Annotated in this window: 22 protein-coding genes and 1 tRNA gene; 14 read left to right on the plus strand and 9 right to left on the minus strand. The window is 58.6% G+C overall.

Features of this window, described 5'->3' with window-relative positions:
- Positions 1-21: 21 nt before the first annotated feature.
- Positions 22-987, minus strand: a complete 966-nt coding sequence (locus B060_RS0103625) for an AraC family transcriptional regulator (RefSeq protein WP_018080389.1) — start codon at positions 985-987, stop codon at positions 22-24.
- Between the two features lie 137 nt (positions 988-1,124).
- Here B060_RS0103625 and B060_RS0103630 point away from each other — a divergent pair, with 137 nt between their 5' ends.
- Positions 1,125-1,493 carry a hypothetical protein gene (locus B060_RS0103630; RefSeq protein WP_018080390.1) on the plus strand — a complete coding sequence of 123 codons (369 nt, stop codon included), beginning with the start codon at positions 1,125-1,127 and terminating at the stop codon, positions 1,491-1,493.
- 26 nt (positions 1,494-1,519) lie between these two features.
- Here B060_RS0103630 and B060_RS0103635 read toward each other — a convergent pair whose 3' ends face one another.
- Positions 1,520-2,059, minus strand: a complete 540-nt coding sequence (locus tag B060_RS0103635; RefSeq protein ID WP_155847797.1) for a hypothetical protein — start codon at positions 2,057-2,059, stop codon at positions 1,520-1,522.
- A 101-nt stretch (positions 2,060-2,160) separates the two neighbouring features.
- Here B060_RS0103635 and B060_RS0103640 point away from each other — a divergent pair, with 101 nt between their 5' ends.
- On the plus strand, positions 2,161-3,276 hold the full coding sequence (locus B060_RS0103640; protein WP_018080392.1) for a PA0069 family radical SAM protein: 1,116 nt from the start codon (positions 2,161-2,163) through the stop codon (positions 3,274-3,276).
- A 78-nt stretch (positions 3,277-3,354) separates the two neighbouring features.
- Here B060_RS0103640 and B060_RS0103645 read toward each other — a convergent pair whose 3' ends face one another.
- Positions 3,355-3,558, minus strand: coding sequence for a helix-turn-helix transcriptional regulator (locus tag B060_RS0103645; RefSeq protein WP_018080393.1), 204 nt, complete (start codon positions 3,556-3,558; stop codon positions 3,355-3,357).
- 635 nt (positions 3,559-4,193) lie between these two features.
- Between B060_RS0103645 and B060_RS0103655 the strand changes: the two genes are divergently transcribed.
- Positions 4,194-5,645, plus strand: a complete 1,452-nt coding sequence (locus B060_RS0103655) for a DHA2 family efflux MFS transporter permease subunit (protein ID WP_018080395.1) — start codon at positions 4,194-4,196, stop codon at positions 5,643-5,645.
- A gap of 3 nt (positions 5,646-5,648) precedes the next feature.
- Here the strand turns inward: B060_RS0103655 and B060_RS0103660 are convergent, their stop codons facing one another.
- Together B060_RS0103660 and B060_RS0103665 are read right to left on the minus strand one after the other, a co-directional pair.
- On the minus strand, positions 5,649-6,314 hold the full coding sequence (locus B060_RS0103660; protein ID WP_018080396.1) for a hypothetical protein: 666 nt from the start codon (positions 6,312-6,314) through the stop codon (positions 5,649-5,651).
- Between the two features lie 6 nt (positions 6,315-6,320).
- Positions 6,321-7,355: a 2'-deoxycytidine 5'-triphosphate deaminase gene (locus B060_RS0103665; RefSeq protein ID WP_018080397.1), complete on the minus strand. Its 1,035-nt coding sequence runs from the start codon at positions 7,353-7,355 to the stop codon at positions 6,321-6,323.
- A gap of 79 nt (positions 7,356-7,434) precedes the next feature.
- Between B060_RS0103665 and apaG the strand changes: the two genes are divergently transcribed.
- Complete coding sequence (apaG, locus tag B060_RS0103670) at positions 7,435-7,833, plus strand: Co2+/Mg2+ efflux protein ApaG (RefSeq protein WP_018080398.1); 399 nt, start codon at positions 7,435-7,437, stop codon at positions 7,831-7,833.
- A gap of 97 nt (positions 7,834-7,930) precedes the next feature.
- On the opposite strand, the gene gcrA is transcribed toward apaG, so the two are convergent.
- The 4 genes from gcrA to B060_RS0103690 form a co-directional block, all read right to left on the minus strand.
- Positions 7,931-8,476, minus strand: coding sequence for a cell cycle sigma 70 cofactor GcrA (gene gcrA, locus B060_RS0103675; protein ID WP_018080399.1), 546 nt, complete (start codon positions 8,474-8,476; stop codon positions 7,931-7,933).
- Positions 8,477-8,813: 337 nt separating this feature from the next.
- Complete coding sequence (locus B060_RS0103680) at positions 8,814-9,875, minus strand: NAD(P)-dependent alcohol dehydrogenase (RefSeq protein ID WP_018080400.1); 1,062 nt, start codon at positions 9,873-9,875, stop codon at positions 8,814-8,816.
- Between the two features lie 76 nt (positions 9,876-9,951).
- Complete coding sequence (locus B060_RS0103685) at positions 9,952-10,302, minus strand: helix-turn-helix domain-containing protein (RefSeq protein WP_018080401.1); 351 nt, start codon at positions 10,300-10,302, stop codon at positions 9,952-9,954.
- A 51-nt stretch (positions 10,303-10,353) separates the two neighbouring features.
- Positions 10,354-10,914: a hypothetical protein gene (locus B060_RS0103690; RefSeq protein ID WP_018080402.1), complete on the minus strand. Its 561-nt coding sequence runs from the start codon at positions 10,912-10,914 to the stop codon at positions 10,354-10,356.
- A gap of 328 nt (positions 10,915-11,242) precedes the next feature.
- Here B060_RS0103690 and B060_RS0103700 point away from each other — a divergent pair, with 328 nt between their 5' ends.
- The 10 genes from B060_RS0103700 (at position 11,243) to B060_RS0103740 (ending at position 14,961) form a co-directional block, all read left to right on the plus strand.
- The gene (locus tag B060_RS0103700) at positions 11,243-11,443 is read left to right on the plus strand and encodes a hypothetical protein (protein WP_018080404.1); all 201 of its coding nucleotides are present in this window, start codon (positions 11,243-11,245) and stop codon (positions 11,441-11,443) included.
- Positions 11,444-11,704: 261 nt separating this feature from the next.
- Positions 11,705-11,944, plus strand: coding sequence for a DUF2312 domain-containing protein (locus B060_RS25980; protein ID WP_026172573.1), 240 nt, complete (start codon positions 11,705-11,707; stop codon positions 11,942-11,944).
- A gap of 3 nt (positions 11,945-11,947) precedes the next feature.
- Positions 11,948-12,175, plus strand: a complete 228-nt coding sequence (locus tag B060_RS27090) for a hypothetical protein (RefSeq protein WP_155847798.1) — start codon at positions 11,948-11,950, stop codon at positions 12,173-12,175.
- Between the two features lie 86 nt (positions 12,176-12,261).
- Positions 12,262-12,744 carry a single-stranded DNA-binding protein gene (gene ssb / locus B060_RS0103715; RefSeq protein WP_018080407.1) on the plus strand — a complete coding sequence of 161 codons (483 nt, stop codon included), beginning with the start codon at positions 12,262-12,264 and terminating at the stop codon, positions 12,742-12,744.
- A 9-nt stretch (positions 12,745-12,753) separates the two neighbouring features.
- Positions 12,754-12,909: a hypothetical protein gene (locus tag B060_RS27555; protein ID WP_155847799.1), complete on the plus strand. Its 156-nt coding sequence runs from the start codon at positions 12,754-12,756 to the stop codon at positions 12,907-12,909.
- Between the two features lie 302 nt (positions 12,910-13,211).
- Positions 13,212-13,520 (plus strand): hypothetical protein, encoded by a 309-nt coding sequence (locus tag B060_RS26990; protein ID WP_201768110.1) that lies wholly within the window; start codon positions 13,212-13,214, stop codon positions 13,518-13,520.
- A complete protein-coding gene (locus B060_RS0103725) occupies positions 13,520-13,738 on the plus strand; it encodes a hypothetical protein (protein WP_018080409.1) in 219 nt (72 codons plus the stop codon). The genes B060_RS26990 and B060_RS0103725 overlap by 1 nt, the downstream gene beginning before the upstream one ends.
- Positions 13,739-13,920: 182 nt before the next feature.
- Positions 13,921-14,556 (plus strand): site-specific integrase, encoded by a 636-nt coding sequence (locus B060_RS0103730; protein ID WP_155847801.1) that lies wholly within the window; start codon positions 13,921-13,923, stop codon positions 14,554-14,556.
- Positions 14,553-14,837 carry a hypothetical protein gene (locus B060_RS0103735; protein ID WP_018080411.1) on the plus strand — a complete coding sequence of 95 codons (285 nt, stop codon included), beginning with the start codon at positions 14,553-14,555 and terminating at the stop codon, positions 14,835-14,837. Before B060_RS0103730 ends, B060_RS0103735 begins: the two co-directional genes overlap by 4 nt.
- A gap of 50 nt (positions 14,838-14,887) precedes the next feature.
- Positions 14,888-14,961: transfer RNA gene (locus B060_RS0103740), tRNA-Gly, on the plus strand.
- Positions 14,962-14,965: the final 4 nt, after the last annotated feature.

Here is a 14,965-nt window from a genome sequence, read left to right on the forward strand (position 1 = left end):
AATTAACAATTGGTGATCGGGTCACACCTGTTCCAGCGACACGTCCTCGGCGCCGCGCAGGCGGGCCATGTCGGTGATCGGCGGCGCGCCAAAGAGCCTAGCATATTCGCGGCTGAACTGCGACGGGCTTTCATAACCCACCGTATAGGAAGCACTTTCGGCCTTCAGATGGCCGGAGAGCATCAGCCGACGCGCCTCGACCAGCCGTAACTGCTTCTGGTATTGCAGCGGGCTCAGGCTGGTGACCTGTTTGAAATGCTGGTGGAAGGTGGAGGGGCTCATGCGCGCCTGTTCGGCCAGGGCCGGCACGCTCAGGGGCCTGGCGAAATCTTCGCGCAGGGTGCGCAGCACGTCGGCGATGCGGTTCATGGGCGAGCCGTTGACCGCCATCTGACGCACAGCCTCGCCCTGATCGCCATTGAGCAGCAGGTAGTGAATCTCGCGGATGATCAGCGGCGCCAGGGCCGGGATATCTTCCGGCGTATCGAGCAGCCGCACCAGCCGGTGCACGCTCTCCAGCAGGCGCGGATCGGTGCCGCTGGTGAAGATGCCGCGCCCGGAAGGCCGCGCTGGCGCGCCGGCCAGCCGGCTGAGCGGCAGCAGATCGCACAACAGGGTGCGATCGAGACTGAGTTTGAAGCCGAGATAGGGCTTGGCGGCCGTGGCGTCGATCACCGCGCCGCACAGGGGCAGATCAACCGAGACGACTATGTGCTGGCCGGCGCCATAGGTGTAGATCTCGTCACCCAGCATGACGCGCTTGTTGCCCTGCACGATGATGCCGAGCGCCGGATCGGCGATATTGCCGACCATATGGTGCGGGGTCGAGTTTTGCGTGAAGGCCATGCCGGGCACGGGCGTGTCAAAATGGCCGTCACCACCCCGCGCCCCGGCGTAACAGGCAATGACGTCGCCAAGCTGGCGGCAGGTGTCGGCGACCGCATGTGACGGATGGAGAGCAGGCAAGGCAACACCTTTGAGAATCATATGCCCCTATCATAGCGGCCGCATGGGCATAGGCGCAAGGCCACATTCCGGAGGATCAGGCAAGAAGGTCCGAGATTTGGGTATGGCGGCAGGGCCGTCCGTCCGGCATATTGGGGCCTGCGCAAAGGAGGCCCCGCATGACACACTTCACCCCCTATATCATTGGCAAGGCCCTTCCCGACAACGGAGCAGCCGTCTTGGGCCTGCCGCTCAGCGCTGTGCTTGGCCATGTGCTGAGGCTCTATTTCACCCGCCTGATTGAGTCGGACGGTGGCTTTGATGATCTCAACGCCCGTCTGACCGGCCTGGACAGCCAGTTTGAGGCCTGCTTCCGGCGGGCGCAGGATGAGGGACACCTGTCGGCCACGCACGATGCGCAGGCGCTCAGCCAGTTGACCACGGCGCTCATCACCAATCTCGATCTGCGACGTCGCGGCGGCGCATCGGATGCGGACCTGCACCGCATTGCCGAAGCTACGATCACTTTCCTGCTGGATGGCGCCTGATATTCAGAGGGGGCGCGACATCAGGACTATTGGCTGGCGCTGGCTTCCGCTGCACTGGCCGCAACCTCTTCCCAATAGTTTTCTGTTTCAAGTTCGCAGTGCATTTCCGGCGCGCGCTGATGCGCTTCACGGATAGGGCCAATATAGGCATGGCAGTCCACGACCTTGCCATCCATCCCACCGCCAGTCACCGTCACCACAACCCAGGTCTCGCCTTCGATGGTCTGGGGCAGCTTTTTTGTGTCGATCTTGGCTGCATACAGATGCACCCGACGCGACGTGGCCGCATAACCCCACCTTTCCCGACCCAGATAGATGCGGTGAAGCGTGTCGGCTTCGCTGATAAAGGCCGGCTTGGCGTGACCATAATAATAGGCATCAACATACCAGCCCTCAGAGCTTTTCAGCGCCGCCTCAGCCTTAGGCGAGGTCTTGAGGATGAGATCGTAGGCATAGGGCCCGTCCTTGGGCTTCGGATTGTGAATGGCTTCTACCAGATCGCATTGTGTCAGGCCGAGCACGATCGGAGCCATAGCCAAATACTTGATAAGCTTTATAAATTTCATGGAACCACCCATTTATACGGTAATTTAACACAAGACTCGCCGCGTGGCGATTCTTACATAATGTTCTTGATTTGTTCTCGATTGAGATTACGGTAGCGGCCATGCCCGCGCCACCGCCCAACACCCGCACAAAAGACTCCGAAGGCCTGCCCGACCTGCCGCGAAAAGGGCGCGGCGCCGTCTCCAACCGGCCGAGCCACCGTTTTGAAAACCCCGACCGTTACGACATAGACGACGGCTGGAGCGATCACGAACGCGCCGAATGGGCCAGGGCCCGCCGCGATACCATTCTGGGCATCGATACGGTGCGGCGGATCATCAGCCGCAATACCTCGCCTGATGTCGGTTTCAACACCTCGATCAACCCCTACAAGGGCTGCGAACACGGCTGCATCTACTGCTTTGCCCGCCCGACCCACGCCTATCTTGACCTGTCGCCCGGTATGGATTTCGAGACGCGCATCTTCCGCAAGCCCGATGCCGCCCGCCAACTGCGCATCGAGCTTTCCGAGCGCAATTACAAGCCCGCCCCTCTGGCGCTCGGCATCAATACCGACGCCTACCAGCCGACCGAACGCAGCGAGAAACTGACGCGCAGTCTTCTGGAAGTGCTCTATGAGTTCCGCCATCCGGTCCATATCGTCACCAAGTCGGCCCTGATCCAGCGCGATCTCGATATTCTGGCGCCGATGGCGGCCCTGCGGCTGTTCAAGGCCTCGATCTCAATCACCACTCTGGACCGCGATCTCGCCCGCGTGATGGAGCCGCGCGCCGCCACGCCCGGCAAGCGTCTGGATACGGTGCGAGCGCTGAGCGCAGCCGGCATCCCGGTCAGCGTCATGGCGGCGCCGATTATACCCGGCCTGACCTGTCATGAGATCGAAAACATATTGAAGGCCTCGGCCGAGGCCGGCGCGCGCTCGGCTGGCCATGTGCTAATCCGGCTGCCGCACGAGGTGCAGGTTTTGTTCGAGGAATGGCTGCGCAACCATTTCCCCGATCGCGCCGACAAGGTGCTCAACCATATCCGCCAGTGTCGCGGCGGCAAGCTCTACAACGCCGCTTTCAACACGCGCATGACCGGCACCGGCCCGATCGCCGACCTGATCCACCGGCGCTTCGCAGCAGCGGTCCGGCGCTGTGGGCTGGACGGCCCGCGCGTGCCATCGGATTTCTCGCAATTTCGCGGCGGCGATCCGCAGATGAGCTTGTTTTGAAAGAATTGAGGAAAGAGGGGAACACCAATAACCGGCGGTTTTGCTTACGGTTCGAAAGGGGGCCGGAGCGGCGCCCCCCTATTCCTGCCAATAGGGGTTATCGAAGATTTGTTCCAACGGAAGACGGAACACAGATGACAGGCGATAGGCGAGATCCAAAGAGGGGTCGTGTTTATCGGTCTCAAGGGCAAGCACTGCGTATCGCGAAACGCCTAGCTTGTTGCCGAGCTCTTCCTGGGTCCAACCCCGCTCTGTCCTTAGTTCTCTCAGGCGATTCCTCATAAACGCGTGGATCTGATGAAAGGGGCGGTGAGACCGTAACAGGCATTATATAAAAGGTATACCAACCATCCAGGCGCGTGCGGCGCGTGCGCATAACTTTCAGCAAACCCCCATGCACTCGAGAGGGATATCGCGGCGCCCGCAGCTATGAGAAACTGCTTCATAAGCATCATCCTGATGAATTCGTCGCTCTCCTTTATCTGGGCCAAAGCCGCCCAAATCTGCAACGCGACGGGGACCGCAACTGAAGCCGCAACGAGCCACATACCCAACGGGTCCAGCCGATCGAACGCGCCCAAAATGGCAGCGACGTTTAGCGCCACATAGACAGACATAAAGAGGAGTGTTCGAAAGATGTATCGCCCTTGCGCTTTTGGCATGCCGACCCCCACCGTAGTTAAATTGTGAGGCATACCTAACATGGTGAAAATGTTAGGTCAACCTCACAATTCTATTCTTAAGTCGCGCGCCAGAGTGGATCAACACTGCGCGCGATTATATTTAGCTTTCCGACCTATGTATCCGTGTCTCATCCGTGTTGCCCCTTAAATCTGCCTGAAAATTGCCCAACGGCTTGCCCGGGTAAAGCCGCCGGTGCATAGTGACGCGGGGCATACCACTACAGGACTTCCGGATTGACACCTGCCGAACCCAGTGATGACCGCCTCCCCGAAACGACCCGCCGTATCCTGCCCTGGCTCGTCGCCGTCGCCTTCTTCATGGAAGCGCTCGACACCACCATTCTCAACACCGGCGTGCCGACCATCGCCAAGTCGCTCGATGTCACCGCCCTCAGCATGAAGGCCGTGCTCTCGAGCTACACCCTTAGCCTCGCCGTCTTCATTCCGATCAGCGGCTGGATGGCCGATCGCTTCGGCACGCGCCGGGTCTTCGCCGGCGCCATTGCCCTGTTCACCCTGGGATCGCTTTTGTGCGGGCTATCAACCAATATCCACATGCTGGTGGCCTGCCGCATCCTCCAGGGCATGGGCGGCGCCATGATGACGCCGGTCGGCCGTCTGGTCATGGTACGGACCTTCGCCAAATCCGATCTGGTGCGCGCCATGAGCTTCGTCGCCGTGCCCGCCCTGATCGCGCCGATGCTGGGGCCGCTGGTCGGCGGCCTGATCGTTGACTACCTGCACTGGCGGGTCATCTTCTTCGTCAATATTCCGGTCGGCATCCTGGGCTTTCTGCTCGTCTGGTTCAATATGCCGGACTACCACGAAAAAGCCGCGCGTCCGCTGGATGTGCTGGGCCTCATCCTGTTCAGTTCCGGCGTGGCGCTATTGTCCTATGTGCTGGAAATTTTCGGCGAGCACCGCCTTGGCACCGGCGACATATTGGGACTTCTGGCCATCTCGCTGCTTTTGATCGTCGGCTACGGCCTTCATGCCGCCCGCACCGCCTTTCCGCTGCTGAACCTGACTCTCTTCCGCATCCGCACCTTCGCCATCAGTGTCAGCGGCAGTTTCGTCACCCGGCTGGGCATCGGCGGCGCGCCCTTCCTGCTGCCCCTGCTCTATCAGGTCGGTCTAGGCCTGACGCCGGTGCAATCGGGCCTGCTGATCATGCCGCAGGCGCTCGCCTCCATGAGCACAAAATTCCTGCTGCCGCGCGTGCTGGAGCGCTTCGGCTACCGAAATGTGCTGATCTGCAACACCCTGGCGCTCGGCGGCATGCTGATGCTGTTCGGCACCATCAGCCGCGCCACGCCGATCTGGCTGATCATCGTACAGGCGCTTTGTTACGGCGTACTGACGTCGCTGCAATTCACCAGTATGAACACGCTGGCCTATGCCGATGTACCGCGTGACCAATCGAGCGGCGCCAGCACCATCACCAGCACGTCGCAGCAGCTTTCTGTCAGCTTTGGCGTAGCGGCGGCGGGCCTGACGACGGTGTTTTTCCTGCCGACGGAAGCCACCGCCGCGCCGGCTCTGATCATCGACGGGCTGCACAAGGCCTTCTTCGTGCTTGGCGGCTTCACCATTCTGTCGGCGCTCGTCTTCAGTCGCCTGAAAAAGAGCGACGGTGCGGACGAGGCCGGAGAAAAAGACCTGCATATCGAAGAGGCTAAGAGTTGATTATTACCAGATACGCCAGCCCTTTTGACTTAGCCAGCCCTTAAGCGTCTTATCATCCCAGGTCTCACTGTCGGCGATACGCGTCACTATCTGGCCATTAGGTTTGAAAATATAATAAGGGTAGCCGCCAAAATGATTACCATGTGCATCCGTGAGGTCTGTGTGCTGGGTAGCCAGCAGATAACCGCGATAAGGGCCGTTACGAAACACTCCCACCAGCCCTGCATTCGCCACGAATTTTTGCTGACCGGTCGATACCGATACCTGTCGAATGATTAGGCTATCGCCGCCGGGCGCCAAACTTACATACACATAGCCGCCCTCAAGTGAAAAGACCGGATGACCGACAGAAGCGAATATATCGTTTGCTGATGTTGGCGCTCGCAGTTGATGCGCCTTGCCGGTACGACAATTACCAATCCATAAGGCATGGATCGCCTCTTGAGGAAACTCTGGATCGGAGTTGGACTTCAAATGGTGTATAAAGGCAATGGTTTGGCCATCAGAAGACAGGACAGGTTCACTATTCTGGCCGTCGCGGGTCAGGAACGTCGTCCGGCCGCCGCTATGACAAACGATATTACCACCTTCAACATCGACCAAAGGATTTGCCGCATTAGCGGCGCCGGCAACCAGCCACCCCAGAATGCAAAGGCTGGTTCGGATCATAGTCTCTCACCAGACCTTGAAATGCTTGGACAGTTTCAGACCTTGACGTTGATAATTTGAACCCAGTTGACCATAGAGCTTATCAGGACGGGCGGTCAGGGGTTCATATACCAGCCGCGCCACCGTCTGGCCGTCTTCGAGCAGGAAGGGCGTTTCGTGGCAACGCACTTCGAGCACGCCTTTCGAGCCAGTGCCGGCGGCCTCAGCCGTGCCGAAACCGGGATCGAAGAAACCGGCGTAGTGGACGCGGAACTCACCGACGCCCGGATCGATCGGCAGCATTTCCGCTGCCTCCATGGCCGGAATTTCAACGTCGGTCTTGGAGGCCAGGATATAGAATTCACCCGGATCGAGCAGCAGTTCGCCGCCCGCCTGATAGAGCGGTTCCCAGAATTTCTTCGGGTCGTGGCCATCGATATGATCGAGATCGATGATACCGGCGTGGCGGCGGGCACGGAAGCCGACCAGATCGCCGGTCAGGTCAACACCGCAATCGGTCGTGTACAGCTTCGGCGATACGCCGCGCTTGACGCGCAACTGGTTGAGGCGGGTGCCGGAACGCGCCAGCACCGAGAAGGTCTGCGGGGCGATTTCGATATAGAGCGGGCCGGAATAGCCTTCGGCCACATCATCGAAGGCCACGCCGTAATCGGTCAGCAGGCGCACAAAGACATCGACACGGCCGGTCGAGGATTTCGGATTGGCGCGGGCGCTGATACCGGCCGGCAGATTAAGGGATTCCTTCAGTTCGGCGATATAGACGCAGCCGGATTCAAACACCGCGCCGCGGGTCAGGTCCATCTCGTGCATCTGCACGTCGCGCAGGCGATCGGCGACCGTGCGGCTGCGCGGCAGATAGGAGGCGCGCACGCGCCAGGCGCGGTCACCCAGACGCAGATCGATGCTGGCCGGCTGGATCTGGTTGTCATCGAGCGCCGAGGTGCTCAGCACCGCGCCCTGGTCGACAAGCGCCGCCAGGCTCTGCATCGGCAGGATACCTTGGGGTTCGGACAGTTCAGTCGGGACGGGCTTCAGCGACATGGGCGCGGTATTCTCTTTTCTTGATCGGGCTCACCATTTAAGAGAGCTTATCAGAATCAGCAAGTTTTAAAGCCGGATCATGTTCTATCAGCACACCAGTCACGATATCACGATCCGCGTCGAGGTCGATTACGTCCCGCCCGAAGACGATTATACAGGCGCCCCACGTTACGTCTGGGCCTATCACATCACCCTGATGAACGGTGGCGATGAAACCGTGCAGCTCAAGACCCGCCACTGGACGATCATGGATGCGCGCGGCCAGGTCGAGCTCGTCAACGGTCCCGGTGTCGTCGGCGAAACGCCGATCCTCAAGCCGCACCAAACCTACACCTATTCGTCCGGCTGCCCGCTCAGCACCCCGTCTGGTTCAATGAGCGGTTATTACATGTTTGAGGACGAGCACGGCCGACCGCTCAAGGTCATCATCCCGACCTTCTCGCTTGATCTACCGAATGTAAAACGCACATTAAATTAAAGACTTACACATTCTAAGAACGTGTCATTTCCAAAAAACCAGAAAGCCCCGCGATCGTATTGATCGCGGGGCTTTTATGTTGGTTTTACGTTTGTGCTTACAGGTAGCGACGCAGATTACGCGACAGATCGGCACCGCCGTCACGCTTCTTGGCTTTTTGCGACGGCTGGTAGGCGACGCGGCCGTGTTCGACGCAATAGGGGGTGCCGTCGTCCGAGCGACGACCACAGAAGGAGAAACTGTCCGACGACGGATCGCCGATCGGCCACTTGCACATCTTGGCGCCGAGGGTGAGCACCGTGGCCGTACCCGGCTCTTCGATATAGGGCACGATGGGCTGGCTGATCACCGGACGCGACAGAACCGGCACACTGGAGCGCAGGCTTGGCTGCGCATGCTGAACGGTGCGCTCAGGCGCGGCATGAGAGGCCGTCGATGCCGCCGGACGGGGCGGACGCGCAGGCTTATAAAGCGGACGAGTGGGCTGCGAAGGCGCCGCACGGCCTGACAGGCCCAGGCGGTGCACCTTGCCGATCACGGCATTGCGCGTCACGCCACCAAGTTGCTTGGCGATCTGGCTGGCGGAATGACCTTCCTGCCAAAGCTTCTTCAATGTCTCAACGCGTTCGTCTGTCCAGCTCATACTCTCACTCTCCCATGATCCCTGATAACTTGCGGAATAAAAGCCTTCCAACCACAAGATATAGATATGTCCAAAGGGACTTGCTCCCCAGTCATCCACAGATGGTAAACGAAATGTTAAAAACCGCAATATATGGTATGAGGGGAATTGCAACTGTCCACACATATCTAGATGTTGTGTCTGAAAACTCCACAGATGTGGATAATTGCGCCAATAAGAGGTTCGCTTCGCATTTTGCGGAAATGAGCGGCGGCTTCGCGCACCGCGCAACAAAAAGGGCCACTCGAATGAGCGGCCCCTTGATAGCATATAGGTTAGAACGTTCGTTTTACAAGGCTCAGGCGCCGAGCGTGGCCATATCAATGCTGAAGCGATAGCGCACGTCCGACTTCAGCATCCGCTCATAGGCGGTGTTGATGTCCTTGATATCAATGACCTCGACATCCGAGGTGATGCCATGCTCCGCGCAGAAATCGAGCATCTCCTGCGTTTCTGCGATACCACCTATGCCCGAACCCGCCAGCGAGCGACGCCCCATGAGCAGGGAGAACGCCGCCACTGGCATGGGATGCTCAGGCGCACCGACCAAGCAGAGCGTGCCATCACGCTTCAACAGGTTCAGATAGGCATTGATATCATGCTCCGCCGACACGCAATCGAGAATGAAATCGAACGAGCCGCCATGAGCCACCATTTCATCGGCGTTTTTCGACACCACGACCTCATCGGCGCCAAGGCGCTTGCCGTCTTCGATCTTGGAGGCCGAGGTAGTGAACAGCACGACATGGGCGCCAAGCGCATGGGCGAACTTAACCCCCATATGCCCCAGCCCGCCAAGGCCGACGATGCCGACCTTCTGGCCCGGCCCGACCTTCCAGTGGCGCAGCGGCGACCAGGTGGTAATGCCGGCGCACAAAAGCGGCGCGGTAGCGGCGAGATCGAGTTTGTCGGAAATGCGCAGCACAAAGCCTTCATAGACGGTGATGCTCTTGGAATAACCGCCATGGGTGGTGCCGCCGATATGCTTGTCGGGCGAACCATAGGTCTGGATATTGCCGACCTCGCAATATTGCTCAAGGCCTTCCTGGCAACTGGCGCACGTCCGGCAGGAATCGACCATACAGCCGACGCCGACGAGATCCCCCACCTTGAACTTCGTCACCGCCGAACCGACGCTGGCGACACGGCCGACGATTTCGTGACCGGGCACAACGGGATAGGTGGTGAAGCCCCATTCGTTGCGCGCCATGTGGAGATCGGAGTGGCAAACCCCGCAGAACAGGATGTCGATCTGGACATCCTCAGCCGTAGGCTCACGACGCTCTATCGTGATCTGGCCCAAGGGCTTGTCGGTGGCGGGCGCGGCGAAGGCTTCGCATCGGAACGTGCTGGGAGGCATGAGGTGTGTCCTGTTATGTTGGCTATAGGTACAGGTAAGCGGCCGGCCTTTGTTTACAAGGCGCCCAGCCCCTTATTCACAGCTTTTGCGGCGCCTGACGGGTGGCCAGCAGCAGGCGCAGATGCGATTCTGGCCACGCCTTCAGCGCCTCGAACAGGTCAGGATGCTGGCGGTGCCGGGCATCCTGCAACCAGTCGGAAACCACCCCGTGCGCCTTCCAGTCGCCGCGCGGCAGCAAATCGCCGGCATCGCAGCGCAGGATACGACTAATGTCATAAAGCATGGAGGCGCTGACACGATTGGCGCCACGCTCGTACTTCTGAACCTGCTGGAAGGTGAGCCCTATCGCGGAAGCAAGCGCTTCTTGTGAGATTTTGAGTTTGCGGCGACGCTGGCGGATAAATTTCCCAACACTCCTGGCTTCCATGAAAAAGCCCGTAGCGGTTAGCTACGGGCATGTCTAATTGTCTCTTGGCGACTATTGAGTGATTAGTGTCGCGAATTGCGCGTTTGATACGCCAGAACCAATGGCTTCTTGAAGCGCTGGAATAAAGGCAGACGTCGCATTCTGACAAGCCGCGATTGCTGAGAAGCTTGTCTTGAACTTGTAGGTCGATGTCACTTGATAGCCTGTCGGGTTTACGTTGGAAGTCAACGTCAGCCCAATAGTCCAAGCTGCGTCGCCCACTGTGTTGACATCTAGCTGGTCCAACCTTGCGTTAATAGTGGTCGGTGCCGCAACATCGTAGGATTGAGCCGCCAGCAGTTCCGCTTGTAATGCCGATTTCACATAAGCTTCAACGGTCTTGCCGTTTGTCACGTCCAGTGCGCCGGCGAGACGACAGTGTGGGTCGCTCACGGTGGCGGCTTTGGTAACGTCGCCAACCTTTACGGTCGCGCCCTTTGACTTCAATGCTCCCTGCAATGCTAGCGTATTTGCCGGTAAGACCGAGTACGACGCCATCGGCGACGTAGTGTCGCATGCCGACAAAGTAACAAGCAGCGGCACGCATGTCGCCATTATCCAAAACTTCTTCATGTAGTAGTCCCCTGTAAAAACTCGGCCTGGCAAACATGCCGAAGGCAGAACGACGATTAGCAAGGGTTGTAAGCGCCGGCAACACTATTTTACGTTCATTTGATAGTTGTACATAAACGTATAGAAGCCCAGATCATGGCGGGTGGCATGTACCAGGGTAGACACTTTTGAAATTTGTGCGATCCCGCGGAGCGCTGCAAAGAAAGCCGGGCCCAAGTAATATGCGAGCATCTCGAAGTTTTGCCGGAAGCAAGCCTAAAACGCATTTATGAGTTCACGACGGCATTGAACCCTATACAGCGCCGACCGTCGCCATGGCAGGTGACCAGTGAACGATTTCGTCAACCGTCTGACAGCCGCCACCGTTGAAGGCAGCATGCCACTTCCCCGTGCGGCTAATGTCACCGTCAATGTCGGCCATCTGCGCTTGCTGCTGGAATCCCGTGCGGAGTGGATGGCGTATGGCATGGCCTTCCAGCCTGCCTTTGAGCCCGCCGTTCACTTCAACTCGGAAGGGGACGCGATCTGAGCCTCGCCGTATCCCAAAACCAGCCCACCGAATACGACCGCGCCGTATCCTATGCGGTCGGCAAGCCGACGATCAGCGCCACGACCCATGGCGAAAGACCTCGGCATTGCCAGCGCGGTCGCTAAGACCTTCATGGGCAAGATGGCGACTGCGGGTATTATCACGCCGCCCAACGATATCGGCAGATCGCGCGTGCTGAAAAACGAACCGCCCGAAGATGGCGACGAAGCCGCCGAAACCGTCGTCTTTTCGTCTGACGACATCATCAGCGGCAAGGCTCAAACCCGGCTGCGCACCATCGTTGAGCGCGTCGAACGCCTCGAAGAGGACAAGGCCGGTATCAGCGGCGACATCAAGGAAGTGTACGACGAGGCCAAGGGCGAAGGCTTTGATGTCAAAATCCTGCGCAAGGTGGTTCGCCTGCGCAAGATGGACAAGACCAAGCGGGACGAAGAAGAAACCTTCCTTGACCTGTACCTGACCGCCATCGGTGATCGCTGATAGTTGAAATCAACGTCCGCTATTTCGATTGGTCGCCAGCGCCTTTCCCTCATCGAGCCGATGCAGGCCCTGCAAACCATCCTTACAAACCTTGAGCGCGAGCCGCATCAAGTCGCCTTTCGCCAGTTCGATGACGCGTTTGCGATCTATGCCCGCCTGCCAGACGTGTCGGACGAAGACGGCAAGCCACTGGCCGTGCCCTTCGCCGTCATCGATTCCGGCCTAGGCTAGGACGAAGCCGAAACCATCAGAACCCAACTCAAGGCGCAACGCTGGACATTCCGGCCCGCCGATATCTTTCAGGAGGCTGCATAGCCATGGCCGGTGTCAACAAAGTCATCATCGTCGGCAATCTCGGCAAAGACCCCGAAATCCGCACTATGAACAATGGCGACCGCATCGCCAATCTGACCGTCGCCACGTCCGAGACGTGGAAGGATAAGCAGACCGGCGAGCGCAAGGAAAAGACCGAATGGCACCGTGTCGTTATCTTCAATGACGCGCTGGCTAAGGTCGCCGAAGACTACCTGCGCAAGGGCTCAAGGGTCTATCTCGAAGGCTCTCTGACCCGCAAATGGAGCGACCAGCAGGGCGTAGAGCGGTATTCAACCGAAGTGGTGCTGCAACGCTTCAACGGCAATCTGACCTTGCTTGGCGGTCGCCGTGAGGGCAGTGGCCCGCCGCACGCCGATAGCCAGGACGATTACGGACAGACCCGCACGCGCGGCATCAGCTCAGGCAAAGACCACCGTACCGCGCCCGGCGAACAGCCGCCGTTTGACGACGAAATCCCCTTTTAGGAGCGCCTCATGAACGACCGCAAAATCCCCATTGGCTACAACGATTGTGGGCCTGATCATGTTCAGCGCGCCGGTTTGGGTCACCCTAGTGACCATTATTCCACAAATATGGAATTATTAACGACATTCTCCAGAATCTGGAAGCGTCACCTCATTTCGCCATGATTGGAAGAATCGTCTTCTACCTATTGAGAAGATCCGCGCACCCCTTTTCAATAAACGCGCGCGGACCTCATGCCGACCGAAGTCATAGCTCCGGCCTGCGCGCTGACCTCGTTGGCAGATAGCGCACAGGCCGGATAGCCGACGAATCCTCTCATCCGTCAGCTATTAAAAAGCTGTCACAAGTTATTTTGCATCGCAATACGCAATGTTCTCACGATGAACGCTCATAGTTTAAACGCACGCGCTCAGAGCGGCCTCACAGCGACGAAGACGCCAAAGCGCTGGCATCGCGCCTGTTTGGAGTGCAGAGCGCCTTATACGGCTCTGGTGAAGAAATCCGAGTTCTGTTGCGAACGCCACCGGTCGCAGTTCAACAATCGCCGCCTGCAACGCGTGCCGAGTTCTACGACCTCATTATGGATATGAGCTACAACCGCGCCGAAGCGCGCACGCTGAACACCTTCACCAAGATTGGCCGCCTCGCCTACTATTTCCGGAAGGACGATGTGATAGAGCGTGACGGTCGCCGGTCGTGGCAGCCCGCCCGCCGGGTACTGGAGCGGCGCCCCTATCTTGACACCCCAATCTCTCGCACGCGGTGGAAGTCCTGATGGGAGCGCGTAAGTACGCCGAGCGCACAGACCACTACCCGACCAAGGCAGCTATCAAGCGCGCGGTTGAGACGGCTCGCGAATTGGGCCTGACAGTCGTCGGGGTTGAAGTTTCCCGAGAGGGAGTCATTAAGGTGCTGGATCAGGCGGCTATGCCGCAGCCAGCCGCGGTAAAGGACGAATGGGCAGAATGGGCAGCAGCCGGAAAACTGGGGTAGAAGGCGTCCATATCGTTAAGAAGCCGCGCCCCGGTCAGCCCGTGCGCTGGTACATTTACGCGTGGCGTGGTGGCCCCTGTATACGCACGCAGGATGGCGGCGAAAAGCCGACGATCAAGACCGAGGATATCAAGGCCATATCCAATGCGCTGCAAGATCGTTCCCCAGTGCCGAAGGACACGATGGCGGCGTTGATCGCCGAATATCGTACAGACGCCAAGAATCCAGAATGGGCCCGTCTGGAGCCAACCACAAAGCGACTGTGGAATAACTACCTTGACCATATCCTGACCCGCTGGGGCACCGTCCCGCTCCGCCTGTGGAATGATCCGCGTCAGGTGGCGATTGTGATGAAGTGGCGCGCCGAAATGGCGAATGCGCCGAGATCGGCAGATGAGCATATCGCTAACCTGAGCCGCCTTCTCCGCTACGGTAAGCGCCACTTTAATCTTAAGCTCAATGTCGCCGAGGATATACCCCGCCTTTACAGAGGTGCTAACAGGTCAGAAATCATCTGGACAGACGATGATCTGGCGAAGTTTATGGCCAGCGCCAACCCACCGATGTGCGATCTGGTCCGGCTGGCGTCTATGACTGGCTTGCGCCGCACCGACCTCGCCAAACTCAAACTTTCCGAAGTTGGAACATTTGTTCTATCTCGCGTTGCCCTCAAGAAAAGCAAGGGAAAGCGGCGCAAGGTCACCATGCCTATCATACCCGGCCTGAAAGGCCTGCTGGATGAACTCGCCACCCGTCCACGCAAGCCGGGTGTTGATACGGTGCTGGTGAACAGCTTTGGCGAACCGTGCTTGGCATGAGTTCGTCCTTCACCGATGTACGCAACGAAGCCGACATATCGTTCACTGATGATGACGGCAACAAGGCGTGGAAGCGCCTGCACGACCTGCGCGGCACCTTTGCTACGCGCCTGATGACGATTCCCGGCGAACGCCTCACAGACGCTGAAATTGCCGATTTGATGGCGTGGAGCGTGCAACAAGTATCGGAAATCCGTCGGCGCTATGTTGACGGCGCGGCCATTGTCGTGGCATTGGAGAAACGCTTGGCGAACACAGATGTAAACCGAAGTGTAAACTAACAAGATTTTCCGAAACTTTGTTCAGAATTTCTCAATGTTTTCTGTTAGATGCGGGTGTAGCTCAATGGTAGAGCAGCAGCTTCCCAAGCTGACAACGAGGGTTCGATTCCCTTCACCCGCTCCAGCGC

It is taken from the genome of Asticcacaulis benevestitus DSM 16100 = ATCC BAA-896, from assembly GCF_000376105.1.
GTDB classification, from domain to species: Bacteria; Pseudomonadota; Alphaproteobacteria; order Caulobacterales; family Caulobacteraceae; genus Asticcacaulis; species Asticcacaulis benevestitus.